This is a genomic window from Paenibacillus sp. sgz302191 (assembly GCF_057749925.1).
The window spans coordinates 21360-47383 of sequence record NZ_JBYLHY010000007.1 but is presented as its reverse complement, the minus strand read 5'-3'; the positions used below and the strand labels follow the sequence as shown (position 1 = coordinate 47383).

The following is a 26024-nucleotide window of genomic DNA, read 5'->3' as shown; positions in this document are numbered from 1 at the left end:
CATGAAGAAAGCGTTAAAAACTACGACCGCACTGCTTGCCGCAGTAATGCTGTTCGCAGCAGGCTGCTCCAAGGACGCTTCGCCGTCCTCATCGGGCACGCCGGAGGGCAGTTCAACGCCGAACAGTACGGCGGCAGGAGCGAAAGGGGCGGCTCCTATTACTTTTACGATGTTCGCCGCGGATCAGAATCCGGATTGGGACGATATGCAGAGCCGAGTCGGCAAGGTGATTAAAGAAAAAACGGGCGTCACGCTGAAAGTAGAATTTCCGGTGGGAGCAGCCGATCAGAAAATTGCCCTGATGGCATCCAGCGGGGAATACCCGGATCTCATTATGGGCAAAGGCGACACGCAAAAGCTGATCGATGCCGGAGCCATGATCGACCTCGCGCCGCTGATCGACAAATACGGCCCGAATTTGAAAAAGGTGTACGGCGATTACATGAAACGTCTGCGCTACAGCCAAAACGACCATGCGATTTACGTACTGCCGTTCGTCGGGGTGAATCAGAAATATTTTGACTCGGAAGGCGGCTTCGAGCTGCAGCATCGCCTGCTCAAAGAACTTGGATACCCGAAAATCAGAACGGTTCAGGATTATGAAAACGCCATCAAAGCTTACAAGGATAAGCACCCGATGACGGACGGCCAGCCGACGATCGGCTTGTCCCTGAATGCGGACGATTGGCACATGCTCATCTCGGTGACAAACCCTGCATTTTACGCTACGGGGGCGCCTGACGACGGGGAGTTTTATATCGATCAGAGCACGTACGAAGCCAAATTCCATTACCAGCGCCCGGAGGAAAAAGAATATTTCAGGTGGCTGAACCACATGAACAGCATCGGACTCATCGATCCCGAAAGCTTCGTGCAAAAATACGACCAATACAAAGCCAAAATCGCCTCCGGCCGCGTGCTCGGTCTGATCGATCAGAAATGGGATTACGTTGAAGGGGAGAACGTGCTGAAAAAGGACGGCAAGTTCGATCAAACTTACGCGCATTTTCCGGTAACGATGAACGAAAATATAAAGGATCACGCCTTCCAGGACACCGGTTATATGGCCGGATGGGGGACAGGGATTACGACCAAATGCAAGGACCCGGTTCGGGCGATTCAATTTCTGGATTGGCTCGCTTCCGACGAAGGCCAGGTGCTGGTCAACTGGGGAGTCGAAGGCATCGACTACAAAATGGATAACGGCAAACGCATCGCCACTGTGGAAACGCAAAACAGACAGACCAACGATCCGAGCGGCTACAAAAAGGACATCGGCATCGGCAACTATTGGATCTCCGCCCGCTATGGCGACGGCGTGAAGGATCCGACGGGCAACTACTATACGAAGAACTTCACGGAACAGTACCTGAAAAACTATTCACAATCGGACCATGACACGCTTAAGGCGTACAATGCGATCACTTATTTGGACCTGTGGCCGAAGCCGGAAGAATTCCCGGTGCGCAAATACGGCGCGGCATGGGGCATTCAAATGGAAACAGGCTCGGACGTGCAGGTCACGTACCAAAAATGCCAGGACATTATGAAAAAGCGCATTCCGGAAGCGGTTCTCGCCAAACCGGAAAATTTCGATAAAGTGTGGGATGCGTTCATGGCTGACCTCGACAAAGCCGGCGTGAAAAAAATGAACGAGCAATGGACACAGCTTGTCAAAGACAGAGTGAAGCTCTGGAACGAGTAGTGTGGGGCACGCCCCGCCAGTGTATCTCTGGCGGGGCTGGAGAAACCGCGCCCCGCCGGCTTAGCTTGGCGGTGCTAAGAAAGCATTACGCCCGTCGGCTAGGCCTTGGCGGTGCTGAGAAAGCATTACGCCCGTCGGCTAGGCCTTGGCGGTGCTGAGAAAGCCTACGCCCGTCGGCGTCCCCCCTCCCTGACGATGCGAGGAAAGCCTTCCGCGCGGCAAATCTTTGGCCACGCAAGGAAAACCTGCAAACTGCTAGCACTTAGGGCTCAGGCCCCCTCGTGAAGGGGAATTCCTGCAGCACTTGCAGGCATTTTTCGCCAAATGGGCCGTTTCCAGCGGAAAGCCTGCATTTTTCAGCTTCTCAAGAAACTTGTCCGCCAGGAGATAGCACTTCTGCATGGCAAGGGGGAAAAACCTGCAAAAGTACAGTTTTTTGCCCGCAGACACGCTTGCTTCGAAATATTCCTGCAAAACTGCAGGTTTTTTCGCCAAAACTCACGCTTGGTGCCACAATGACTGGAAATTCCTGCACAATCGCAGGCTTTTCGCCAAAACGAGTCACTTTCGCGGAAAAAGCCTGCACTTTCGCAGGTTTTGTCGGGCGCCAGGTACGGGGCGTCTATGAAACGGTCCTAACAGCGTGTGGAGACTTTTTCAACGTTGTGACTTTTGCAGGCTTGCGGGCTGACGAGTGGTCGAGCCGCTTTGCGAACGGCTGCACCGTCTTTCGCTTCGCCTGCGGCTGCGCTTCGGGGCAAAAAAACAGAGTGCCGAGATTTTCTCGACACTCTGTTCGCGCGTCCGCGCGCTGCTGCCTGCAGGCTGACGGCGTCAGGCCAGCTTCAGCAGCACTGCGCCGTGCGGCGGCACAGTCCGGGCGATGGCGCCGCCGAAGCTGCCGAGATCCTCGCGCTTCCACAGGTCGCGCGCCTGGACCGGGCCGGACAGCCCGAGCTGCTCCGGCGTCACCTGCACGTCCGCAGGCTCGTCGCCTGCGTTGAACAGCGCGACGTAGACGCCGCCCTGCCGGTCTTGCGCGGTCCAGGCGATGCGGTCGCCGTCTCGGTAGAGCGGCTTGCCGCCGAAGCTGTCGCGGTGAACGGTCAACACTTCGTCGTTGGTCAGCAGCGACAGCGTCCAGTCGTCATTGTCGCGCAGCTCGCCGCCGAACATGAGCGGGGAGCGGAAGATGGACCACAGGGTCATCATCGTGACTTGCTCATCCCGCGTGAAGCGAGTGAAGCGGTCGCTGCCGCCCCCGTCCACGGAGCGGATGCCGAGATGGCCGAGCGGCAGCATGTCGCAATCCGGCCAATGGCCGGGTCCGACATGCGGGTACCATTTTTCGCAGCGCTCGAACATGTTGTACAGCAGCGGCCACAGGTCCCAGTAGTCGTCCGTCATCCGCCACATGTTGGCGTTGGCCGTCAAATGCTCCGCGTGTTCCAGCGGAGCGGGGCCAGGCGACAGGCTCAGCACCATGTCGCGGCCGCATTTATCGATGGCGTTGCGGATCAGCGTGATTTCTTCCGGGTGGATGTGGTACAGACGGGAAGCGGCGATATCGTCCACCTTGACGAAATCGACGCCCCACTCCGCGTACAGCTGGAACAAGGAATCATAGTAAGCTTGCGCGCCTTCCTTGGAGGCATCCACCCCATACATGTCCGTGTTCCACGGACAGATGGAATTCGGATGCGCGATTTCGCGCGCGGTCCGGTCCGTGCCCAGGATCGGGGTATCGGCATGGACGGCCTGGCGCGGAATGCCGCGCATGATGTGAATGCCGAATTTTAGGCCGAGCGCGTGGATTTGCTCGCCCAGCGGCTTGAAGCCTTGTCCGTCCCGGGCGGACGGAAACCGGTTGACCGCCGGAATGAGCCGCGAGTACGCGTCCATTTCGAGCGGTGCGAAGTTCCGGTAACGGGAAGAATTGGCTCCCGGTTCGTACCATTGGATGTCGACGACAACATATTCCCATCCATACTGTTTTAAATGTTCGGCCATATAGCGGGCATTGCCGAGCACTTCTTCCTCGGTGACGCTGGCGCCGTAGCAGTCCCAGCTGTTCCAGCCCATTGGCGGTGTCTGTGCGGTCCGGTGATGCTGCATAGGATCAGTTCCTTTCATTGGCGAGAGATAGGCGAAATAAGCGAGCTTCGCAAAATAAGCGTGTTCTCTCGTATGATAAAAGAACCCGGCGCATTCATCTACAATAATGTTTTGCTGCCGATTGTAAAATATTGCTGTCTCGGCGCTGCCCTAACGGTTTCCCGACGTTGCCCTAACAGCTCTCGGCGTTGCTCCAACAGCTCCCCTGACGCTGCCCCCACGGCACCCCGGGGCTGCCCCAACCGTTCCCCGACGGCGCTCCAACGGCTCCCCGGTCTGCATGCCGGACACACCTGCCGCGCTTTGCCTGTTCAGTCGAACTGCAGGCGTCTGACGGCGGCGAATTCGGACCTCGTGCGGAACTCGCCCGGCGAGGAGCCGACCCATTCCCGAAACACTTTGATCATATAGCTGCCGCTTGCGTAGCCGATCATTTGCGCAATCTGCTCCACGCTGTGCGTAGTACTGTGCAGAAGTTCTACGGCTTTTTGCATGCGGATTTTCGTCAAATAGGCAATCGGCGTGTAACCGGTCAAAGCATGGAACGAACGCGTAAAATGATACTTCGACAAGCCGGCGACATGCGCGATTTCCTCCAGGCTTTGCAGCGAGGCGTAACGGGTTTCGATCGCTTCTACCGCCAGCCGGATGCCGTCCGGCCAGGCCGACTTTTCTTTTTTGGCGGCGCGGTTATGTCTGGACAGCTCCATCATAAATTGATACACCAGGGATGATGCCTGAAAAGCGTCGGCGATCCGGTCTTTCCTGGCTGTGTGGTAGATATCCCGCAGCGTGCGGATAACGGGGCTTTCGGGCGGGATCTGCGGCACGAAGCCGTGGCTTTGGACGAAATCGGACCAGTGCTTTTCCAAATGAAACGGGCGGATTTGCACAAAATAAAATTCCCAATGCGAGCTATGCTCAGGGAGATAGTATTTGTGCTTGCTTGGAATTTCCACCATCAGCGCGTGTCCGGGCCCGACGTCGAAGCTGCGGCCGTCCATATCCAGGCAGCCGCAGCCGGACACGGTATATTGAAACAGAAAAAGCGGGCCGTCGATCCGCTCCATGCCGTCCCATTCGTAGGACTGCTCTGCGGAGACATACTGGCAGCCCACGGCATAGAGCTGGTGCAGAGCGCCCTCAAGCGGATCGGAGAACCGGTAGCCGTAGACGCCGTAAGGGGATGCGCCATTCATGACGTTTCCGCTCCTTTGCTTGTGAATGCTCTCCGGTATTCCGTCGGTGTCATGCTTTTGAGCGCTTTGAACGTTTTAATAAAATAACTCGGACTTTCAAAGCCGGCCTCGCTGGCGACGTCGATAATTTTGAGATGCGGGTTTTCCAGGCATTTCATCGCTTTCTCCACCCTGAGGAAATTTAAATATTCGACAGGCGTCTTTTTCACGATCGATTTGAAAAAGCGGCAAAAGTGCCCTTCGCTCATCGGAATCAGGGAAGCGAGGTCCTGAATGAGAATACGCTCCCGGCAGTGGTCGTGCATGTATTGCAGGACGGGTTTGATCCGCTCGATTTTGTCGGAATCCGAGGAGCTGCGGGGCAGGTCGGAAGACCGCTCGCCGTGCGGCAGGAGTTCTGCGAAGAACGCCAGCAGATCCGCTTTTATTTTCAGCTCGAATCCCCTCGGCCTTGCCTTGTACTGTTCGATGATGTCGGTCAGGAAGAGCAGCACGCGCTGCTCCCAAGGGCTGGACGGACGGAAAATGTCCGGCAGAACAAGCCTGCGCTCCAACCAGGGCTCGATGTATTTGCTCTGAATGGCGTCATAGACGCCGCTGCCGAGAAGCTGCGGATCAAAGACGACGGCGTGAAAATAGGCGGGCCGTTCATCCAGCGGGTAGCTCGCATGCAGCTGGCCGCTCGGAATGAGCAGAGCTTCGCCCTGCTGCAGTTCCACGGCGGAAGCTCCGATATGGAACAGGGCGCTGCCCTCCGTCATGTAAATCAGTTCGATTTCCCGGTGCCAGTGGTAATTGAAGAACGTTTCGTTTATTTTTTCCACCTGGTACACGCTCAGCGGAAACATCAGATCGCCGTGAATCCGGCCTTCTCTCAGCGCTTCTAAGTTCATAGGCGGAGGCTCCTCGATTATCAAAATTGTTATATGCCGATATCAGCATTCTGCAAGACAAATATATAGGGAAGCTATTACTATTTTACTTAAGGTACCCCATTTGGATCAATATTTTTATAAACATAATTGACGAGGAGATGACTTCTTTGAAGTTTAGTGACGGCCAGTGGATGACCCGCAAAGGGTATCAGATTATTAGTCCGGTTGAAGTTCATGACGTATATGCAACCGATCGTTCGCTTACGCTGTTCGGCCCGCCCAAACCGATCGTTAACCGCTCCGGCGAGCTGGATACGCCTTTGATCGAGGTGAAGCTGTCTTCGCCGCTAGAAGACGTGATTCGCGTGCAAATTTTTCATCATAAAGGCAAGCGCCAGGTCGGGCCGTTTTTCCAAATTCACTCGGATGACCAGGCGGCAGTTGAGGTTCGGGAGGATGTGCAAGAGGCCAGCATTACGAGCGGAAGCTTGCGCGCCAGCATTCGCCGGGATACGCCGTGGAATTTGAAATTCGATTACAAGGGTCGCAAACTAACTTCCAGCGGTTTTAAGAATATGGGTTATGTCATCTCCGAAAATGAAGGGGCTTTCGTCAGAGACCAGCTCGATCTCGGCGTCGGAGAAAGCGTTTACGGGTTGGGCGAGCGGTTCACTTCGTTTGTGAAAAACGGCCAAAGCGTCGACATCTGGAACCGGGACGGGGGCACGAATTCCGAGCAATCGTATAAAAACATTCCTTTTTATATCACGAACAAAGGCTACGGAGTTTTTGTCAACCATCCGGAAAATGTGTCCTTCGAAGTGGCTTCGGAAAAAGTGTCCAAAGTGCAGTTCAGCGTAGAAGGCGAATACCTGGAGTATTTCCTCATCGGCGGCGCCGATTTGAAAGAAGTGCTCGGCAATTATACGACGCTGACCGGCAAGCCGGCGCTGCCTCCAGCATGGACATTTGGCCTCTGGTTGACGACTTCGTTCACGACCAACTACGACGAATCTACGGTGACAGGTTTTATCGACGGGATGGCCGAGCGGAATTTGCCGCTTCACGTTTTCCATTTTGACTGCTTCTGGATGCGGGAGTTCCATTGGTGCGACTTCGAGTGGGACAAACGGATTTTCCCGGAGCCGGAGCAGATGCTGCAGCGCCTCAAAAATAAAGGGCTGAAAATTTGCGTCTGGATCAACCCTTATATCGCCCAGCGGTCCCCGCTGTTCGAAGAAGGCATGCAGGGCGGTTACCTGCTGAAGCGGCCGAACGGCGACGTCTGGCAGTGGGATATGTGGCAGCCGGGCATGGGCATCGTCGACTTTACGAATCCGGCGGCCTGCGAGTGGTATGCAAGCAAGCTGAGAAAGCTAGTCGAAATGGGCGTCGATTCGTTCAAGACGGATTTCGGCGAGCGGATTCCGACAGATGTCGTCTACCATGACGGCTCCGATCCGGTCAAGATGCACAATTACTACACGCAGTTGTACAATAAGGTTGTGTTCGAAGTGCTGGAAGAAAAGCTCGGCAAAGGCGAGGCGGCTTTGTTCGCGCGTTCCGCGACGGCCGGCGGCCAGCAGTTCCCGGTTCATTGGGGCGGCGACTGCACGGCGACGTACGAATCGATGGCTGAGAGCCTGCGGGGCGGACTGTCGCTCGGCTTATCCGGCTTCGGCTTCTGGAGCCACGATATCGGCGGCTTCGAGAGCACGTCCAGCGCGGATCTGTACAAACGCTGGGCCGCATTCGGCCTGCTCTCCAGCCACAGCCGCCTGCACGGCAGCCGCTCGTACCGCGTGCCGTGGCTCTACGACGAAGAAGCCGTCGATGTGCTGCGCTTCTTCACGAAGTTGAAGTGCAGCCTGATGCCTTATTTGTTCGGCACGGCGGTCGAGGCTTCGCAGCAAGGTCTGCCGCTTATGCGCGCGATGGTGCTGGAGTTCGCGGACGATCCGACCTGCGACGTTTTGGACCGCCAATACATGCTCGGCGGCTCCTTGCTGGTCGCTCCGGTGTTCGACGAAGCGGGCACGGCTTCCTACTACCTGCCAGCCGGCACATGGACGAATTACTTGACCGGGGAGATTGTGGAGGGAGGCCGATGGTTCAAGGAGCAGCACGGCTACTTGAGCATACCGCTCTTCGTCCGTCCGAACACGCTGCTTGCCGTCGGCACGGTGGACGATAAGCCGGACTACGACTACACGGAGCATGCGGAGTATCACCTCTTCGAGCTGGAAGACGGCCAGGAAGCGGTGTCCCGCGTCTATCATCCGCAGACGAAGGCGGAAGTGAAGCTTGCCGCCGCACGCAGCGGCAATGTGATTCAAGCGGCCGCTTCCGGAGCGGCGCAGGGCAGCCGTTGGAGCATCGTCCTCAGAGGCGTAACGTCTGTCGCCAAGGTGGAAGGCGGGATGCAGGAGCCGCATGAATCGGGCGTGCGGATCACGGCGGAAACGGCCGGCGCGGCAGTCCGCATAACGTTGTAATAAAATATCCCCCTCGCTCTGTTGCAGAAGCGTGGGGGATATTTTATCCTATAGAGCATAATAGACAATATCGCTTCAGGGCCGGGAGGCAATTATATGCGGAGATTAGGGCTGGAGTCGATTTCCCGCACCATTAACGGGCGGCTGCGCAACAAGCTCATCGTCGTTTTTTCGCTGATCGTAGCATTGATCGTCATCTTGCTTTCCTATTTGTCGTACCGGCAATCTTCGCTGACGAACGAAAACAATTTTATCGCGAGCAACCAGAAGATTATTAAGCTGGTGAACCAAAATCTGGAAAGCTATATAAGCAGCATCGACGAGTTTTCGCTTTCGCCCCGGAAAGACGCCATGTTCATGGATTCGATCATTTCGAGCGAATATTTGGCGCAATTTTATATCCAAAATCAGATGAAGAACATGTTTTACTCCCGCGAAGATATTGAGGAAATCAGCATTTATACGCCGATTAATCATGTGCAGTACCGGCTTTCCCGCTCGACCGTCAATTTGTCCCAGCAAAGCGATTGGCAGACCGAGAATGAGCCGTGGTACAAGGAGGCGGCGGGCAGCCCCAAATTCCGCAGCATGGAGCCTGCTCTTGCGTCGCAGGGGGCGGACGTACAGCCTCAGCATTTTCTCGTGTTTCACCGTATTTTGATCAATGTCGCGGACAAAAGCCCGCTGGCCGTCATTTCGATCACGCTGAATTTCCGCGAGTTGAACCGGATTTTCGGCGATTTGCCGGACCAATCCGGGGAGATCGTCGGGCTGTTCGACAGCGGCAATCAGCTGTATTATACGAACGGCGGCGGGCTGTCCGACCGGCAGTGGCGGGTGCTGGGGGATTTAGTCAGCTTGCAGGGCGATAACGCATCCGGCTACGCGGAACAAAAGATCGACCACGCCGCTTACCTGACGCTTTATAACACGTCTCCCCGGGACGGATGGAAGCTGATTAAGCTGACGCCCATTGCCGAGCTGAACAAGTCGGCGGCGGCCGCTAGAATCGTCAATCTGCTTGTTGGCAGCGGGTTCGTGCTCTTTTTTATTATCGTCGTGGTGTTCGTCTCCAATGCGATTACGGGAAGGCTGAAAAATTTTTCCCGCCGCATCGAGCAGTTGGGCGAGGGGAATTTCGAGCTGGATTACGAGTTCAAAGGCACGGACGAAATCGCGCACTTGTCGCGGAAATTCAATCAGATGGTTGTCAAAATCAACGATTTGATCGCCGAGCGCTACGAAATCAAGCTGAACGAGAAAAATGCCCGTCTGAAAGCGCTTGAGGCGCAAATCAATCCGCATTTTCTGTATAATTCGTTGCAGGCGATCTCGACGGAGGCGATTATCCATGAAGTCGGCACGATTCAGCAAATGGTGGATGCGCTTGCTTCTTCGCTGCGTTACTGTTTTAAAGGCGGTGAAACCGTCAGCCTGCTGCATGAGCTGGAGCATATTGAGAACTATTTGATTTTGCAAAAAGCGAGATTCGGTGAGCGGTTGACCGTAACGTTGGATATTCCCGACGAAACGAAATCGTGCCTCATTCCCAAAATGACGCTGCAAATACTGCTTGAAAACGCAATTGAGCATGCTTTGGAGCAAATGTCGAATGCGATGTATATGGAAATCCGGGTCAGCCTGGAGGACGAATGGCTCGTTCTGCAAGTCGCCGACGACGGTCCGGGTATGACGGAAGCGCGATTGAGCGAGGTGTTGGCCGGGATGAACGACAATTATTTGGATGTGCAGGAGGAAATCGGCCTGAAAAATTTGTATTCCCGGCTAAAGCTGATGTTTGGCAGCGAGGCGTACGTGACGATTCGCAGCCGGTTGCACCAAGGGACGGAAGTGGAAATCGGGCTGACTGCCATGAGGGAGAGACGACATGTATAAAGCGCTGATCATTGATGATGAAGAACCTGCCAGACGCGCGATTCACGCATTGGGCGCATGGCGGGAACACCGGGTCGCGGCCGTGCTGGAAGCGCGGGACGGCAAGGAGGGGTTGGAGATGCTGGCGGCCCACAAGCCGGACCTCGTGTTCGTCGACATGCGCATGCCGCTCGTTGGCGGTGTCGAATTTTTGCAGCTCGCGAAGACGGCATCTTCAGCCAAATGCATTGTCGTCAGCGGCTACGACGACTTCGAATTTGCCCGCGGCGCGATCACTTCGGGTGCGCTCGACTATATTTTGAAGCCGATTAAAAAAGCGGAGCTGAATCAGGCGATTGCCAGGGCGGTCGCGCAGCTGGACAGCGAGCGGAACGAGCGCGACAGCCAGCTTTCCGGCGCGATTTTGCACAATATTTCCCTGCCGCTTGTGAAGGAGAAAATTTTTGCGTCGATTATCGGCCAAAGCGGCAAATTTCACAAGATCAAGGAGTTGGAAAACTTGATCGAAGCGAAGCCCGCCGATGCGTTTCGAGTCGTCGTCGTGACGGTATTGAATCTCGCCGAGGTCAGCCGAGGCAAGTTCGGGGGCGATATGCACGCTTGCAACTACTCGATCACGAATGCGTTGGACGAGCTGTTGTCCGTCTCCGGCAGAGCATTCAGCTTCAAGAGCGGCAAAGAGGAGCAGGAGTTCATCATCGTCCTGTCCGCACCTGAGTCTGCGCCGGAGAGCGGAGCGCGGGAAGCGGCTGAGCAGGCGGCAGCGCGACTGCGGGAAGCTTTTGGCATCGAAAGCATTACGGCGCTAGGCTGCAGAACCGGCCGCCTTGATCAGTTGGACGCTTCGTATCAAACGGCGAAGGCCGCTTTGGGGCAGACGAACATGCTCGATCCGCTGCATGTACGCGGGAATGCAGGTCAGACGGCCGCGCGGGCGTCAATTTTGGCGAAGAAGGATTTGCTCCTGCACGGCCTGGAAATCGGCAGTGCGGTGTATGCCGAAAGCATCCTGAAGCAGTTTTTCGACGATATCCGGCGCTCGGGCTACTTCAGCCTCGAATCGATGCGCCAAAACGAAACGGAATTTCGCATTTTGCTGAAGCAGCTTGCCGAGGAGAGCGGCGCGGCGGCTTCCCTGCTGCCCGTGGCGATGGAACGCTTCGACCTGCAATTCGGCCATCAGGTGACGGACTTCGCGAGGTTCGAGCTTACGATGACCGCTTTTATCGCGGAGTGGTTCGCGCAAATTCAACAAATCCAGCAAAGCCACAAGCCTGCCGACAAGGTCAACGTCGAACAGATCAAGGCGTTCATCGACCATCATTATTTTGAGGAGATTTCAATTGCTCTCTTCACCGAAAAATATTTCATCAGCAAGGAGCATCTGCTCCGTCTGTTCAAGCAAAAATACGGCTGCGGCATTTACGAATACACGTTGAATGTCCGCATGGAAAAGGCGAAGGAGCTGCTGCGCGACCCCGAGCTGAAAATTCAGACCGTGAGCGACAAAATCGGCTACCACGATACGAATTATTTCAGCAAAGCGTTCAAAAAGCATTACGGCGTCTCGCCGCTGGAGTTTAGAAAAGGCATGCAGCCTGAACGTTCATAAGGCAGGAGCGGGCCCTTGCGCGAGCGGAGGAGGGGAGGCACTGCCGGTGGCTAGATGTGCGCCTCTCCCGGCGCGCATCGTAGCGCTGCACGGCAGGCATCTGCGGCTCGCCATACGCGGATGGAGGAGGGGAGGCACCGCCGGGGGGCCACTGGGCCACCGCCAAGTATTTCCGTTTAGCGTCTTTACAACGTTTACCAAATGATTTTATAATGTGCATGTTTAGCCGCCCTCTTGGGCAAGCATGGCTGAATCCACCAAAGGAGGAGTAATTGTGACCATTTCTCAAATGACCGCGGCCGTCATGGATCGGCCTCATTCTATCGCCATCCGGCAGGTGCCCCGCCCCGAGCCGAAGGCTGACGAGGCGCTTGTCAAAGTATACTGCATCGGAGTTTGCGGGTCGGATGTACATTACTACGAGCACGGCAAAATCGGCAGGTACGAGGTGAAAAAGCCGATCATTCTCGGACACGAGCTGGCGGGCGAGGTTGTCCAGGTGGGCCGCGACGTCACGAATGTGGCGGTGGGTGATCGCGTCGCCGTTGAGCCGGGAGTGACTTGCGGACGCTGCGAATATTGCAAGGCGGGGCGCTATAACCTGTGTCCTGACGTAGTATTTATGGCGACTCCTCCGGTAGACGGCGCATGGGCCGAGTATGTGGCCGTGCGAAGCGATTTCCTGTTCAAGCTGCCCGATTCGATGTCTTTTGAAGAAGGCGCTTTGCTGGAGCCGCTGTCCGTCGGATTTCATGCCATGAGACGGGTGAAAATTCAGCCTCAGGACCGCGTTCTCGTGCTCGGTCTGGGTCCGATCGGTTTGCTTGCGATCGAAGCGGCCAAGCTGTTCGGTGTGACGGAAATTTACGGCAGCGATGTCGTTGGTTTCCGCCGGGATATGGCGAAAGATCTGGGCGCCGCGAACGTATTGAACCCGCTGGACGGCGGCATGCAGGAACAATTGCAGCAATGGACGGGCGGCAAAGGCATCGACGTCATCATCGAAACTTCCGGCAATGCGCGGGCCGTCGCGGATTCGATCCGCACCGTGAAGCGCGGAGGCCGCATCGTTTTGGTCGGTCTGCCGGTCAGCGATGCGATCCCGATAGACATTCCGCTGCTGGTCGACTCCGAGCTGGACGTGTACGGGCTGTTCCGTTACGTGAACACGTACCCGGCGGCGATCCAGGCGTTAAGCGGCGGCAAGCAGGATATCCGTAAAGTCATCACACACAAGTTCCCTCTAAGCTCGATTGGCGAGGCGCTGGAAACTGCGATCAACCAAAAGGACACGAGCATCAAAATCATGATATACCCGGATGCAAACAACGCGGGATAGCTCCGCGCCGGAGCCTTGCGCAATTGGCGGCAAGGCTTTTTTTGCACTTCGCGCAGCTCCCAGCGCGGGGTGCTGCGCTGCATGACGGCGGTCGGGCGGCTACATTTGGGTTTTTGGGGCAACTGGGAGGACATTGCGCAGGCTGTTGAGCATCTCACACGCGTGGGCCGATCGCCCGGCTGCCTGACTGCTGGCGGAGAAAGCCTGCAAAAGTGCAGTTTTTTTGTTCGTTGAGGCGCTGGCCGCGAAACATTCCTGCAAAAGTGCAGGCTTTTCACCGGGCACATGGGCCCAGATTCATTTTCATCAAAAATTCCTGCACAATCGCAGGCTTTTCGTCAAAATGAACAAGTTTCATCGAAAAAACCTGCATTTTCGCAGGCTTTTTCTACGAACCGGCTTATCACAAGCTGCCTCATGATGTTCCGCCGCGCATCACCGTCGCCCCCGCGGCGCCTGCGGACCTGCCGGCTCCGGGCGTTCCCGCCTTTTGCGCCGCTCCAGGCGGTTGTTTGCCCCTGCGTTCTCCACGGCAAATGCCATTTTTTTACCCGCAACAAGCCACGATATTGCATAGACCCTGCACATGAAATCCGGTTTAATAAAGGTAGCGATACGATAAACGCTTTCAAAACAAAGGGAGGCTATGAACCAAATGACCAAGAGATACGTGAGTATGGTTGGCGCCGCAGCGATGTTGGCATCTGTGCTTTCCGGCTGTGCCGCAGGCTCCAAGCCCGAGACTGCCGCTTCCAGTCAAGCGCCCAAAGAGAGCGCCGCGGCAACTCCGGGCGATGCCAAAAAGGACGCCAAGCCGGTGACGATCAGCATATTGCAGTATGCGCCTGAAATGAGCGACGCGATGCACAAATTGGCTGAGGAGTACAACAAGCAGTTCCCCAATGTGAAGCTCGACATTACGATTCATCAGGACGATTACCCGACGCTGCTGAAGACGCGGATTAATTCCGGCGATATTCCTGATATTTTTATGTCGAGCGCTTACAATGACAACAACGTGTACAAAGATTACTCCTACGATTTGACGAACGAGGATTTTATGAAAAACATCGTCGATTCGGCCAAAACCGGCGTGACGCTGAACGGCAAAGTGATCGGGTATCCGCTCATTTTGCAGGCGCACTCGTTCATTTACAACAAAAAGCTGTTCGCCGAGGCAGGCATAACGGAGCTGCCGAAGACGTTCAGCCAACTGGAAGATGCGGCCAAAAAGCTGCAGGATAAAGGCATCACGCCTTTTGCCAACGGGTACAAAGAGTGGTGGGTGATGGAGCAGACGTTTACGCAGGTTATGGCCTCGATGGGCGGCAACTACGCTCAAACTTTTGCCGATATCAACGCAGGCAAGAAGAAGCTGAGCGACATTAAAGAAGCGATGAATGTGTTCGATCTTCTGGATCTGACCAAAAAATACAGCAATCCGAAGCCGCTGGAGACGGATTTTAACGCACAGGTCAGCCTGTTCGCGCAGGGCAAGGCAGCCATGATGCATCAAGGGACGTGGGCGGAGGAATCGATCCGCAAAATCAACAAGGATCTTGACATCGGCTTCCTCGCCGGACCGGTCGGAGAAGACCCGTCCAAGGCCGGGCTGATGGTCGATTCCAACATTATTTACCGCATCAACAAAGATTCCAAAAACCTGAAAGAAGTGCTGCAATTTTTCAACTGGCTGACCACCTCCGATTACGGCAAAAAATTCATTCCGAACGAAACGAAGCAAATTTCTACGATTAAGGACGCACCGTTCCCGGATGCCCAACTGGCGAAAGCGACGTCCGAGTTTATTAAAAGCGGCGTGACATACCCTTGGGTGAAAGGCTACTGGCCGGACGGATTCGAGCAAAAAGCGGGTGAGCTGCTGCAAAAATACGTCGGCGGCGCCTCGACCCGCGATCAAGTGAAGGATGAGCTGGACAAAACCTGGGCCAAACTCGCCAAAGCCGCTGATTGACGCATCAGTTCCCAGCAGTTTGCTGTTCGAGCCGGAAGTGTTCTTCCGGCTTGATTCAGGCAAAAAACCACGGATACCGGAGTGAACGTGATGAAAGTATTAACGAAATCGGTCAAAAATTACACGGAATTTTTTGTTTTTGTAACACCGGCTCTCGCCTTTATTGTGCTTGCCGCCGTCGCTCCGTTTCTCATGTCGCTCTATTATTCGCTTACCAAATGGAATGGAGTCGGCAAAAACATCCGGTTCATCGGGCTCGATAACTTTACCGAGCTGTTTACGACCGATACGGGGGCGCTGAAAGCGCTGCTGTTCACCTTGCTGTACGCCGTATTGAACGTGGTGTTGACCAACGTGATCGCGATTGCGTTAGCCGTTGTTTTAACAAAAGCGCTCAAGTCTAGAGGCGTGCTTCGCGCGGCCTTTTTCGTGCCGAACATCATAAGTCTGGTGATTATTGGATTTATTTGGAAATTCATATTTACGCGTGTTTTTGACGCTCTTTATGCGGTTACCCATCTGGAGCTGCTGCAATGGAGCTGGCTCGGCGAACAGCATCTCGCTTTTGTCTCGATTGTGCTCGTCAGCATCTGGCAATCCATCGGCTTTTACATGATGATTTATATAACGGGGCTGCAGTCCATTCCATCGGAGTTGAACGAAGCGGCTGCCATCGACGGTGTGGAAGGATTCGAACGTTTTTTCAAAATTACGCTGCCTTTGCTCATGCCTTCCTTGACCGTCGCCTTCTTCCTGACAATTGCGAACTCGCTCAAAGTGTTCGATATCATTTATACGCTCACCTACGGCGGGCCGGGCGGGACGACTACCAGCATAACGCTCGACATTTATAATGAAGCGTTCGTCAACAACCGTTTCGGTTATGCGACGGCCAAATCGCTGCTTTTTGTCCTCCTCATCCTGTTCATTACCGTCGTCCAGGTGAAATATTTTAAAAGCAAGGAAGTGGAAGCATGACCAGGCGCAACAAAAGAAATTTGCTGCTGCTCGAAATCGTCGTCATCCTGCTCACCTGCGTTTTCCTGTATCCGCTGTTTCTCGTCGTCATCAATACGTTCAAGGATTACACCGAAGTCGTGACGAATGTGGTCAGCCTCCCGCGCCATTTCAGCCTGGACAATTATGCGCAGGTGTGGGATTTGATGAATTATCCGAAGCTGTTCCTGAACACCTTGTTTATAACGGCCGTAAGCGTAATCGGCATTCTCATTTTCGGCTCGATGGCCGGCTACAAGCTGTCCCGCACAAAAAGCAGGCTCAGCACATTCCTGTTCTTCCTGGCGATCGCGCCGATGATGCTGCCGTTTCAATCGTTCATGATTACGCTGACCAAGCTGTCCAAAGAACTGCATCTCATCAACAGCCTGAACGGTCTCAATGTGATCTACTGGGGACTGGGCTGCCCGTTGGCGATTTTCATGTTCCACGGTTTCGTCAAATCGATACCGCTGGAGCTCGAAGAGTGCGCGTCCATCGACGGCTGTTCGTCGTACCGCATCTTTTACCGGATCGTGTTTCCGATCATGGTGCCGGTCATCAGCACGGTGGCGATTTTGAATGTGATGTGGATCTGGAACGACTTCCTGCTGCCGCTCATCATGCTCAACGGCAAAGAAGCGACTTTGCAGCTTGCTTCCTACAAGTTTTTCGGACAGTACAAAAGCGAATGGAACTACGCCTTGACCGCAGTCGTATTTACAACGACACCGCCGATCCTATTTTTCCTGTTCATGCAAAAATACATTATTAAAGGCATGGTCGCGGGAGCGGTCAAAGGCTGATGAGTTTTGGGGCAACCTTCAGGGTTGTCCTTTTATTTATGCCGTGTAATTTTATATACCGATCCGCATAATCTGCCTTTTACCTGTACGGTATCTCCAATCGATAGATTTGGAACAGCAACTCCTTGAATTAAAACTTCCTGTTTCAGCGTTTCAATATACAAGGGGAAAGCATTTTGCCCCATATCATATTTAAAAAGTCTGTTAACCTGCCCGCTCACAACATGCTCGGACCTATTCCCGATGAGTTTTATTTGCTCAATAGAATCCAGAGTCGTATTATTCGCCAGCTTTACGAGCTCCAAAGGACTGTACGATTTATGCTCCATGTATAAGGAGACTACTAATTTGTCGTTGATTTGAGTTAATTCGGAATACCCGCCTTCCCGCACAAAATCATTTGGACAGAAAAACTCAAACTGGAACTTAACACCGTTTTGTACCTTTTTCACCTCTAAATCTCTAACATTTCCGCCCAGCTTTATTTTGGTAATGATGCATTCAAATCGATCGTTCTGTTCCAAATAAGCGGATCGCTCCGTGATTTTACGATTAAGCCATTTCACATAATAATCTTCAAACGAATCGCTAACTTTATATACACCTTGTCCGTGACATGTATCTATGTAAAACAATTTTCCGGCCAATTCACCTGATACAACCAGAACTATAAAGTAGCCGCAGCCGTCGTTATGTAAAGTGATTGTGCCTTGCAGTGCCTCTGCGACTGTCCTTTCGTATTCTTCATCTGTAACATCGTCATCTTCATCGTTAAAGTTATCATCAAAATGCTTGCTGCAGGTTTCCAAACTAAATGGCAGACTCATGTATTCAAAGCCGGCAGACTTACGTAAACAAGTTTCCATACACTCTTTTGCATGCGATAAGGACAAAGGGAACTGTCTTACATATCTCCCACCATCCCCGATGTTTAGTAAGAAATCTTTGTAGTCTTGAGGCAATACAACGTTTGCCGAGGCTTCAAACTGCTTGATTTGTCTCTCGGATAATCTGTCATTAAGCACATAAGGGCAATCATCGTCAAAAAGACTCTTGTATTGATCTAATAAGCTTTTTATCTTATTCGTGAACTCTTTACTTTGTGGCGATCCTGCATTTTTTCTGAAAATTTCCGTCATTTTGTTAATCGATCTTTTCATATTAAAACACCTCGTTTTGGAATCTGAGATGTGAAAACGTCAATCTCGCCCCCGCCCTGACTGATCCGGGATGAACATCGTCACAGTGGTGCCGTGGCCCGGCTCGCTGCGGACGTTCAGGCTTTGGCCGAACAACTGCTTGAGGCGGCGATCCAGGTTGTACAGGCCTACCCCTTGGCGTTCATCCGTAGTTCTGTTCAGCACCTCCTGCAGTCGCTCCTCGGTCATTCCAACGCCGTTGTCCGATACGGCAATTTCCGTTCCGTCCGCTTGCTCGATGACCCGTATCCAGAGGGTTCCCCCTTTCGCGTGGCCCATGATGCCGTGGCGGACGGCGTTTTCTACGAGAGGCTGAACCGATAGCGGCGGCACCAGCAGATGCTGCCCTCCGTTCAGCTCCCAAACGATCTCGAGCCGGTCCTCGAACCGCTCTTTTTCAATGGACAAATAGGAACGTACATGTTCCAATTCATGCTCCAGAGGAATGAGCTGGTCCTGGTTGTGGAAGTCGAAGCTTGCGCGCAAATACCGGGTGAAAGCTTCCAGCAGGTCCCGCATGCGCGCCATATCGAATTCGCTGAGCGCGGCAATCGAGTTCAAAGCGTTAAAGAGAAAGTGCGGTTTGATCTGAGCTTGCAGCCACGCGGCTTCCAGATTGAGGCGTTCGCGGAACGAGCGGTTCAGGTTCGTCAAGGTGCTGACCCTGAATTTAAGCTCCAACGCATCCAGCGGTTTCGTAACGTAATCGTTGGCCCCGGATAAAAAGCCCATCGACACGTCCTCCGGCCGATTTCTCGCGGTGAGCAGCAGAACCGGAAGCTCCGAGATGGAGAAGCGCTCGCGAACAGCGCGGGTCAGCTCGTAGCCGGACATGCGGGGCATCGTCACGTCGGATATGACGAGATCCCAGTAGCCCGCATGCAGCAGCGTCAACGCTTCGCGGCCGCTCGTCGCGGTGACGACGTCGTAAGACTCGGCGGAAAGCAGGTTGTGCAAAATTTTCAGGTTGACCGCATCGTCGTCTACGACCAAAATCCTCGATTTTCCAAACATGTGCCCGATCGGCAAAAAGAAAGGCTCTTTGGCGGGAACCGATACGGCGGCTGCGGCTGCAACTGCGGTTTCCCGGCCCGAATGAGCTGCAAGCAGCTCTTTGTCATCGGGGGCGGCTTGTTGATCGGCAGCTTCCGCCAGCGGCAGCGTGAACGTAAAAACCGAGCCGAGACCCGGCTGCGAGCGAACCGTCAAGGTTCCGCCATGCATTTCAATTAGCCGGGTACAGATGCTTAATCCGAGACCGAGGCCCCCTTCCGAATCCGTAAAGTTGGCGTCGCCGCGCTCGTAGGGCTGGAAAATTTTCCGCTGCATCTGTTCGTCCATGCCGCTCCCGGTATCGTGGACATGGATATGTGCCATTCCGCCCCGCAGCTCCGCGCTGACCGAAATCGATCCTTCATGCGTATATTTGACCGCATTGTGGATCAGATTGAACAAAATTTGCTGCAGCCGGTTTTCGTCGGCTTTCACGGCCGGGAACCCGGCGGGTATTTCATTTACCAGGCGAATGATTTTGCCTTCGGTCATAAATTGCAGCATGTCCAGGACGACCGAGGCTACCGGCTGTACGTGGGTGCTCGCGATTTCAAGCCGGACGGCGTTCGCTTTCAGGCGGTCCAGGTCCATAAGGTCGTTCAGCAGAAAAGACATCCGCCGCCCGACGGAGATGAGCTGTTCCAAATCTTTGATATGCTTGTCGTCCAGCAAATGCTTGGCGGTATCGATGACGGTCCGGGCAATATTGATCATTCCGTGAAGCGGATTGCGCAGTTCATGAGAAGTAACGGCGAGAAACTCGTCCTTGTTGCGGTCCGCTTGCTGGAGCGCTTCCGCTAGCTGTTTCGTGTCCGCGGTGGCCCGGAAAAATTTGACGGACCAGAATAAGGCCAGGCTGAAGAAAGAAACAATCAAGTCGAACGGGTAATAAGCGGTCTCGTTCAATCCCACGTTGGCCACTACGCTCCATATCGTATGGGAAAGGGTACCGCATGCTCCGAGCAGCATATAGAAGGAGCCTTCGTTTCTTTTCCAGGCTTCGCGGATATAAAAGACGGGAACGATGATTGCCGATGCCGCAGTCAGCAATACGAACAGCGGTCGGACCGCGATCACGTACGAGCCCGGAACGAACAAGCAGAGCAGCGTGATTGCGCCGCATACCGCAATGGACCGGGAGATGTATCCGGCTTTCCCGTACTCCGGAAATAGATGCTTCAAAAAAAGGATGACGGACAGCGCCGTGCCGCAATAAGAAAGATACTGGAGCTTCATGGACCATTCGAAACTGAGGGAGGGTACTGCGGCCAGCAGCAGCTTCTCATAGTTCGTCATGATCGTGCCTGCCCCGCTGAACAGAAGCAGCGAAAAATATAGCAGCACCCTGACTCTGTTGCGGAGCAAATACAGGATGAAGGCGCAGAATCCGTACAGAAACATAACGATGGCGGCTATCATGTTTGTGGAGATGTAGAACAGCGATTGGCGCTGAATGGCTTCGGCCGTGCCGAATTTCACCGAACCGACGAGGCCTCCGCCGCGCGCGAACTCGTAATTGGATACACGCATGAGGATCTCGATCGTATTTCCGTTCGCCGTGAAATATACGGAATAAGGCGCGTTTCCGGCTTTGTGCAGTGCTTGCGACTCGGCCGGCCGCCCGTTGCCGCCGATCAAATGGCCGTTCACGTAAATGTCGGAGGCGCTGGCCTCTTCCAATACCCGGATACCGTACAGCGTATCCCGGTTATCGCGGGTCCGGACGAGCAGGCGGTACGTTCCGTAGCCGCGTGCGCCGGCGCCGGACGAGATCGCGCTGTCCCATTTGCCCGGGACGCGAAGGTATGTCGGATTCGCAGCCGGTGCGGGTCCGCCGCCCTCGCCGGGCATCAACCATTGCTGCGGGTACAACTCCCATTCGCCTTCCAGCGGAATGGGGGCGGTGACGTCGGCGCTCATGCTCCGGAGATCCAGGACGCCATGTGCGGCAAGCGGATGCGCAGGTACTGTCTGAAAGGCGATCCACAATAACCGGAAACCGGTCATGACCGCGCAGATTAGTCCGATCAGCAGAATCATTTGCGTATTGGTCATCTTGCTCATTGAGTTCGGCATACTCTTTTTTTCGACAGCCCTTTCGAATGCATGGTAGTGTATATAGTAGATTAGAGTATGTTTTCGCAAGATTGATTCTCCACGTGCAGCTCAAAACCGTTTATAGTGGATTCATTTCTATATTTTAACAGGGGGGCGAGTCTATGGATACTTATAATTTTCAATACGGCATCCGCCAAACAACGCGCAGCGGCATCGTAGAAGGTGTGGAAGACGCGGAGCGCGGGATATGGGGGTGGCTGGGCATCCCTTACGCCAAACCGCCGGTCGGCGAGCTGCGGTGGCGAGCGCCGCAGCAGCCGGACGCTTGGGAAGGCGTGCGGGAGGCGAAGCGGTTTGCGTCCTGTTCGCTTCAACTGCAATGGCCGGACGGGACAGCCGTCGGCAGCGAAGACTGCTTGTATCTCAATCTGTGGAGACCGGCCCACGACCGCGTGCATTTGCCCGTTCTCGTATTTGTTCACGGCGGCGGGAACATGAATGCTTCGGGCGAAGAGTTCAAAGGCGATGTGTTGTGCCGGCGTACGGACAGTATCATTGTGTCGATCAATTACCGCCTGGGCGCGATGGGCTGGTTTCGCAGCAAAGCTTTGGCGACGGGCGATCCGCTCGACGATTCCGGCAATTACGGGCTGCTGGACATCATTCAGGCGCTGCACTGGGTGCAGGACCATATTCGTTCATTCGGCGGCGATCCCGGCAATGTGACGGTGGCCGGCCAATCGGCGGGTGCGCGGAACATTATGGCGCTCACGATTTCTCCGCTGGCGGCGGGCCTGTACGCGAAGGCCGTATGCCTGAGCGGCGGCATGACGCTGGTCGAAACCGGGCTCGGCGAGCGGTTTGCCGACGAAGTCGCGAGCCGGCTGCTTCTGCAGGACGGGCGGGCGGACTCGCCGGCGGAGGCCGAGCGGTGGCTTCGCAGCAGCGATGCGCGGGATGTCGCCGCCTATCTGAGAAGCCGGAGCGGCGAGGAGTTTTTGCCGCTCGTCGGTCCCGGGCAAATCAGGATGAACCGGTTCCCGCATCTGTTCAAGGACGGCTATGTCATCCCTGAAGCGGGATTTCAGCTGCTTAAGGAAGAATCATACCGTAGAGTTCCGATGATCGTCGGCTCGACGCTGGACGAATTTTCCGGATTTTTGTTTTTTGAGCCGGATTTTATGAGCGATGTCCAAACCGGAAAGCTGCTGGAAGATCCTCACAAGCTCGCGCTGTACACTCTCGCTAAGACTTTCGGCAGCAAGCTGTATGCGGGCTTTAACGCCGACGCTGTCGCCGAGGCGCTTCACGAGTCCGCGGCTCCGCCTCCGGTGTATGTTTTTCGGTTTGCCTGGGGGGCGAACAGCGAAGTCGTCGCTTCGCCGCTGCCGGAACTGTTCGGCTCTTCGCACGGAGCCGATGTCGATTTTTGGACCGGCCATGAAGAAGGCATGCTGAACAGGATGCATCCCGGGGCTTACTACACGCCGCACAATAAGCCCGGAAGAATGGAATTGTCGGAACGCATGATGACATATTTGGGCAATTTATTGCATACCGGAGATCCGAACGGAGAGCAGTCCGGCCTGACCCCGTGGCTGCCGTGGCATAGCGATCGACAAGAGCGGATTCTGCTGCTTGATGCCGACAATCACCATGCCCGCATTCGCATGTCCGCGGATATGTATCGGCGGCAGCATATTTTGCAGGAGATGCACGATACGCTGGACCCGCACACGATCCAATATTTGACGGGCGTTCTTTTCAAGGACCGCTTTTTTTGGCAGATGCCCCAATAACAGGCTTCACCATACAGACATAAGGGAGGGATCGGGTTGTTCGAAGTGCTGGTTGCGGAAGATGAAGTATGGATTCGCGATGCCGTCGTGGAAATGATCGAGGAGTTGAATCCCCGGTTTACGGTTATTGGCGCTGTGGACAACGGCGAGGAGGCGTGGAATTTCATTCAGCAAAGCTGGCCGGGGATCGTGGTCACCGATATTATGATGCCGAAGAAAAACGGGCTCTGGCTCAGCGAGCAGATTTATGCGCAGCAGCTTCCGGTCATGGTCGTCATTTTGAGCGGCTACGACAATTTTCAATATGCGAAACAGGCGATGCGCTTCGGTATCTCGGAGTATCTCCTCAAGCCGGTGGACAAGCAAGAGCTGCACGATGCGCTGCAGCGCTCCTTGCTTCGTCTGGAGAAGACGGCCGAATACCGCGAGTACATTTTCAAAATTCAGCACTTTATCGATCAATTTCCCGGGCTCAATCAGCAGAAGCAGCTCCAGGAGACGCAAAGTCTCGTGGCGAGTTTGCTAAGATTAAAAGCCCGCGAGCCGGGAATCGGCAAAAACGCGCTGTCGCTGCTGTCGTTTAAAATGAACGAGCTGCTGCAGGGCATCCAGCCGTCCCGGCCGGCCGTTCCTTTTGCGGAAAAAGAGGAGAAGGGCGTACATAAGCACTTTCGGGAGCTTGCGGAAGCCTGGATTTTGAGCTACACGGAGTATGCCAACCACAATGTGAATGCGGCGGTGCTGAAGGTATGCGAACATATCAAGGCCAATTACTATGACGACTTTTCGCTTGCCCGGCTTGCGGATATGGCGCATTTGAGCGTTTCTTACTTCAGCACGTTGTTTAAAAAAGTGACCGGCAAAACCTGCCTCCATTATTTGAACGAGGTGCGCATGGAAAAGGCGAAGCAGCTGCTGCAGGAGGCCGATTTGAAAATATACGAGATCGCCGGCATGGTCGGCTACAATTCGATGCCTTACTTCAACCGGATGTTCAAAGAGCTGGTAGGGATGACCCCGGCCGAATACCGGAAAAAACTGGGTGTGTAATGATGAAAGCGCTCTTGCCGAAACTGTCGATCCGCGCGGTCATGGTGCTAGTCTTTTACGGAATCAGCGTCATTTCGCTGCTGCTGGTAGTTCTTTTCTCCAATTATTATTACGGCAAAGAAGCCAAGAAGCAGTTCGAGAACATTTCGTACGAAGCCATTGTCAGGCTGAACTATCATCTGGATTTTTATTTCCGGGGCTTCGCCCAATCCGTCCAAAGCCTGGCGGGCAGCGATGTCGTACAAAAGTGGCTCGTCTCTGGAAACGCTACCAATCTGGACGATCAGGATGCGGAGCATGAATTGAGGCGGTACATGGCCTTGAATTATCCCGAAATCCGCAACATTTTTCTCGTCTCCGGCCGGAAGGCGGTCATCTCGATGTCCCAATCGACGGGGAAGCCGCCGCAATACGATCTGGAGCCCTGGTACGGCCTGCCGCTTACGGACAAAATGCAAGTGTTCGAAACGCATGCAGCGCATTACGACGAGGCCAACGGCCAGCCTGTGCTGTCCATCCGGCTTCCCGTTTACGATAAAGTCAACTTGACATTAATCGGCAATTTGATCATCGACATTTCGTTGGCCGAACTGCAGGCGGCTTTTCAAAGCTCCAGGCTCGGCGAGTCGGGCATGTTTTTTATTTTATCGGCGGACCGGCAAAAGGTGATTTATTACCCGGAGGATGCGTGGAACGGGGCGGCCGTCAGCCGGACTCCCTTGAAGGAGGTGGCGCTGCCGGAAGGGCAGCACATGTTTCTCGGGCAGTATCAAGGCAAACAATATTTGATCGCCCATTATCCTTCGAGCTTGACGGGCTGGGAAACCGTCTCGATGGCGCCTTTCGAAGAAATGGCGGCAGGGCTGAGCGCAGCCCGCTCCTCGGTGCTTCTCGTGCTGGCGATCATTACGCTGGTCATTTTGCTTGCCGTTCCGATCGTGTCGAACCGCTTGATCCGGCCGATCCTGACTTTGAAAAAGCTGATGAACCAGGTGGCCAAAGGTATGCTCGACGTGCGCTCCGACGGGCCGCCAAGCCGGGACGAGTTCCAACAGCTGTTCCACAGCTTCAACAACATGGTTTACAGGCTGAACGAGCTGATGGAAACGAACACGCTTTTGAAGGTGAAAGAGTACCAGATGCAGCTGCAGCAAAAGGACGCGCTCATTAAAGCGCTGCAAAATCAAATCAATCCGCATCTCCTCTACAATTCGCTGGGCATCATCAAAAGCATCGCTTACCTGGAGCAGGTGCCGGTCATCGAGCGCATGGCGCAAAACTTGTCCGACGTATACCGCTATACGGCCCGGTTCTCCGACCTCGAGGTGACGCTGGAAGAGGAATTGTCGATTCTGCGCAAATATTTGGAAATTATCCATATCCGGTTTCCGAAGCATTTTCAAAGCAAAATTTACGTGAACGAGAAGTTTTTGCAGGGGCGGATTATTAAGCTGACCTTGCAGCCGATTGTGGAAAATGCGGTGAAATATGCCGTCGAGTCCCAGGGCGGGACAGGCTGCATTCTCGTTAGCGCTTACATGGAGGAGCGGGATTTGGTGCTGGAAATCGCCGATAACGGGATGGGCATTGACGAGGCGGATTTGCATGAGCTGGAAGGGCACTTGAGGCGCATTTCGGAACATGCGGGCGAGTCGTACGTTCAACCGCATTCCCTCGGCTTGTCCAATGTGCACGCCAGGCTGGTGCTCAAATACGGAAGCAGGTACGGGATCGCGCTCACCTCCTTCCACAGCAGGGGAACCGTCGTTTCGATCCGCATTCCGTTTCATATTCAGCCTTTCGAACCGTAAAATAAGTTCGGAAATCGAAAGATTACGTAAGGCTATTTCCC

Annotated in this window: 17 protein-coding genes; 12 read left to right on the top strand and 5 right to left on the bottom strand. The window is 54.4% G+C overall.

Going from position 1 to position 26024, the window contains the following annotated elements; genetic code table 11:
• Position 1: 1 nt before the first annotated feature.
• The gene (locus tag AC3G2T_RS12055; RefSeq protein ID WP_488435594.1) at positions 2-1705 is read left to right on the top strand and encodes an ABC transporter substrate-binding protein; all 1704 of its coding nucleotides are present in this window, start codon (positions 2-4) and stop codon (positions 1703-1705) included.
• Between the two features lie 834 nt (positions 1706-2539).
• Here AC3G2T_RS12055 and AC3G2T_RS12050 read toward each other — a convergent pair.
• From AC3G2T_RS12050 to AC3G2T_RS12040, 3 genes are all read right to left on the bottom strand, one after another.
• Positions 2540-3820: a glycoside hydrolase family 27 protein gene (locus AC3G2T_RS12050; RefSeq protein WP_488435593.1), complete on the bottom strand. Its 1281-nt coding sequence runs from the start codon at positions 3818-3820 to the stop codon at positions 2540-2542.
• A 311-nt stretch (positions 3821-4131) separates the two neighbouring features.
• On the bottom strand, positions 4132-5019 hold the full coding sequence (locus AC3G2T_RS12045; RefSeq protein ID WP_488435592.1) for a helix-turn-helix transcriptional regulator: 888 nt from the start codon (positions 5017-5019) through the stop codon (positions 4132-4134).
• Entirely contained in the window at positions 5016-5912 is an 897-nt protein-coding gene (locus AC3G2T_RS12040; RefSeq protein ID WP_488435591.1) for an AraC family transcriptional regulator, read from the bottom strand. Before AC3G2T_RS12040 ends, AC3G2T_RS12045 begins: the two co-directional genes overlap by 4 nt.
• 149 nt (positions 5913-6061) lie before the next feature.
• Between AC3G2T_RS12040 and yicI the strand changes: the two genes are divergently transcribed.
• The 8 genes from yicI to AC3G2T_RS12000 all read left to right on the top strand — a co-directional run bounded on the left by yicI (position 6062) and on the right by AC3G2T_RS12000 (position 17013).
• Complete coding sequence (gene yicI, locus AC3G2T_RS12035) at positions 6062-8389, top strand: alpha-xylosidase (protein WP_488435590.1); 2328 nt, start codon at positions 6062-6064, stop codon at positions 8387-8389.
• Positions 8390-8485: 96 nt separating this feature from the next.
• Entirely contained in the window at positions 8486-10285 is a 1800-nt protein-coding gene (locus tag AC3G2T_RS12030; RefSeq protein WP_488435589.1) for a cache domain-containing sensor histidine kinase, read from the top strand.
• Positions 10278-11897 (top strand): response regulator, encoded by a 1620-nt coding sequence (locus AC3G2T_RS12025; RefSeq protein WP_488435588.1) that lies wholly within the window; start codon positions 10278-10280, stop codon positions 11895-11897. Before AC3G2T_RS12030 ends, AC3G2T_RS12025 begins: the two co-directional genes overlap by 8 nt.
• A 46-nt stretch (positions 11898-11943) precedes the next feature.
• A complete protein-coding gene (locus tag AC3G2T_RS12020; RefSeq protein WP_488435587.1) occupies positions 11944-12102 on the top strand; it encodes a hypothetical protein in 159 nt (52 codons plus the stop codon).
• A gap of 84 nt (positions 12103-12186) precedes the next feature.
• Entirely contained in the window at positions 12187-13236 is a 1050-nt protein-coding gene (locus AC3G2T_RS12015; protein WP_488435760.1) for an NAD(P)-dependent alcohol dehydrogenase, read from the top strand.
• Between the two features lie 655 nt (positions 13237-13891).
• Entirely contained in the window at positions 13892-15211 is a 1320-nt protein-coding gene (locus AC3G2T_RS12010; protein WP_488435586.1) for an ABC transporter substrate-binding protein, read from the top strand.
• Between the two features lie 90 nt (positions 15212-15301).
• Entirely contained in the window at positions 15302-16189 is an 888-nt protein-coding gene (locus tag AC3G2T_RS12005) for a carbohydrate ABC transporter permease (RefSeq protein ID WP_474686429.1), read from the top strand.
• Positions 16186-17013, top strand: coding sequence for a carbohydrate ABC transporter permease (locus tag AC3G2T_RS12000; RefSeq protein WP_474686431.1), 828 nt, complete (start codon positions 16186-16188; stop codon positions 17011-17013). The genes AC3G2T_RS12005 and AC3G2T_RS12000 overlap by 4 nt, the downstream gene beginning before the upstream one ends.
• Positions 17014-17045: 32 nt before the next feature.
• On the opposite strand, the gene AC3G2T_RS11995 is transcribed toward AC3G2T_RS12000, so the two are convergent.
• On the bottom strand, positions 17046-18173 hold the full coding sequence (locus tag AC3G2T_RS11995; RefSeq protein ID WP_488435585.1) for an SMI1/KNR4 family protein: 1128 nt from the start codon (positions 18171-18173) through the stop codon (positions 17046-17048).
• 39 nt (positions 18174-18212) lie between these two features.
• A complete protein-coding gene (locus tag AC3G2T_RS11990; RefSeq protein ID WP_488435584.1) occupies positions 18213-21329 on the bottom strand; it encodes a hybrid sensor histidine kinase/response regulator in 3117 nt (1038 codons plus the stop codon).
• A 155-nt stretch (positions 21330-21484) separates the two neighbouring features.
• Here AC3G2T_RS11990 and AC3G2T_RS11985 point away from each other — a divergent pair, with 155 nt between their 5' ends.
• From AC3G2T_RS11985 to AC3G2T_RS11975, 3 genes are read left to right on the top strand one after another with little or no spacing between them, the layout of a single operon-like run.
• Positions 21485-23122, top strand: coding sequence for a carboxylesterase/lipase family protein (locus AC3G2T_RS11985; RefSeq protein WP_488435583.1), 1638 nt, complete (start codon positions 21485-21487; stop codon positions 23120-23122).
• A gap of 45 nt (positions 23123-23167) precedes the next feature.
• A complete protein-coding gene (locus tag AC3G2T_RS11980; RefSeq protein WP_488435759.1) occupies positions 23168-24172 on the top strand; it encodes a response regulator transcription factor in 1005 nt (334 codons plus the stop codon).
• Entirely contained in the window at positions 24172-25983 is a 1812-nt protein-coding gene (locus AC3G2T_RS11975; RefSeq protein ID WP_488435582.1) for a cache domain-containing sensor histidine kinase, read from the top strand. Before AC3G2T_RS11980 ends, AC3G2T_RS11975 begins: the two co-directional genes overlap by 1 nt.
• The last annotated feature ends 41 nt before the right edge of the window (positions 25984-26024 follow it).

Bases quoted from the DNA above. Each gene is read 5' to 3' on its own strand.
- AC3G2T_RS12055 (WP_488435594.1), top strand. From the start codon at position 2: ATGAAGAAAGCGTTAAAAACTACGACCGCACTGCTTGCCGCAGTAATG.
- AC3G2T_RS12050 (WP_488435593.1), bottom strand. From the start codon at position 3,820: ATGCAGCATCACCGGACCGCACAGACACCGCCAATGGGCTGGAACAGC.
- AC3G2T_RS12045 (WP_488435592.1), bottom strand. From the start codon at position 5,019: ATGAATGGCGCATCCCCTTACGGCGTCTACGGCTACCGGTTCTCCGAT.
- AC3G2T_RS12040 (WP_488435591.1), bottom strand. From the start codon at position 5,912: ATGAACTTAGAAGCGCTGAGAGAAGGCCGGATTCACGGCGATCTGATG.
- AC3G2T_RS12030 (WP_488435589.1), top strand. From the start codon at position 8,486: ATGCGGAGATTAGGGCTGGAGTCGATTTCCCGCACCATTAACGGGCGG.
- AC3G2T_RS12025 (WP_488435588.1), top strand. From the start codon at position 10,278: ATGTATAAAGCGCTGATCATTGATGATGAAGAACCTGCCAGACGCGCG.
- AC3G2T_RS12015 (WP_488435760.1), top strand. From the start codon at position 12,187: ATGACCGCGGCCGTCATGGATCGGCCTCATTCTATCGCCATCCGGCAG.
- AC3G2T_RS12010 (WP_488435586.1), top strand. From the start codon at position 13,892: ATGACCAAGAGATACGTGAGTATGGTTGGCGCCGCAGCGATGTTGGCA.
- AC3G2T_RS12005 (WP_474686429.1), top strand. From the start codon at position 15,302: ATGAAAGTATTAACGAAATCGGTCAAAAATTACACGGAATTTTTTGTT.
- AC3G2T_RS12000 (WP_474686431.1), top strand. From the start codon at position 16,186: ATGACCAGGCGCAACAAAAGAAATTTGCTGCTGCTCGAAATCGTCGTC.
- AC3G2T_RS11995 (WP_488435585.1), bottom strand. From the start codon at position 18,173: ATGAAAAGATCGATTAACAAAATGACGGAAATTTTCAGAAAAAATGCA.
- AC3G2T_RS11990 (WP_488435584.1), bottom strand. From the start codon at position 21,329: ATGAGCAAGATGACCAATACGCAAATGATTCTGCTGATCGGACTAATC.
- AC3G2T_RS11985 (WP_488435583.1), top strand. From the start codon at position 21,485: ATGGATACTTATAATTTTCAATACGGCATCCGCCAAACAACGCGCAGC.
- AC3G2T_RS11975 (WP_488435582.1), top strand. From the start codon at position 24,172: ATGATGAAAGCGCTCTTGCCGAAACTGTCGATCCGCGCGGTCATGGTG.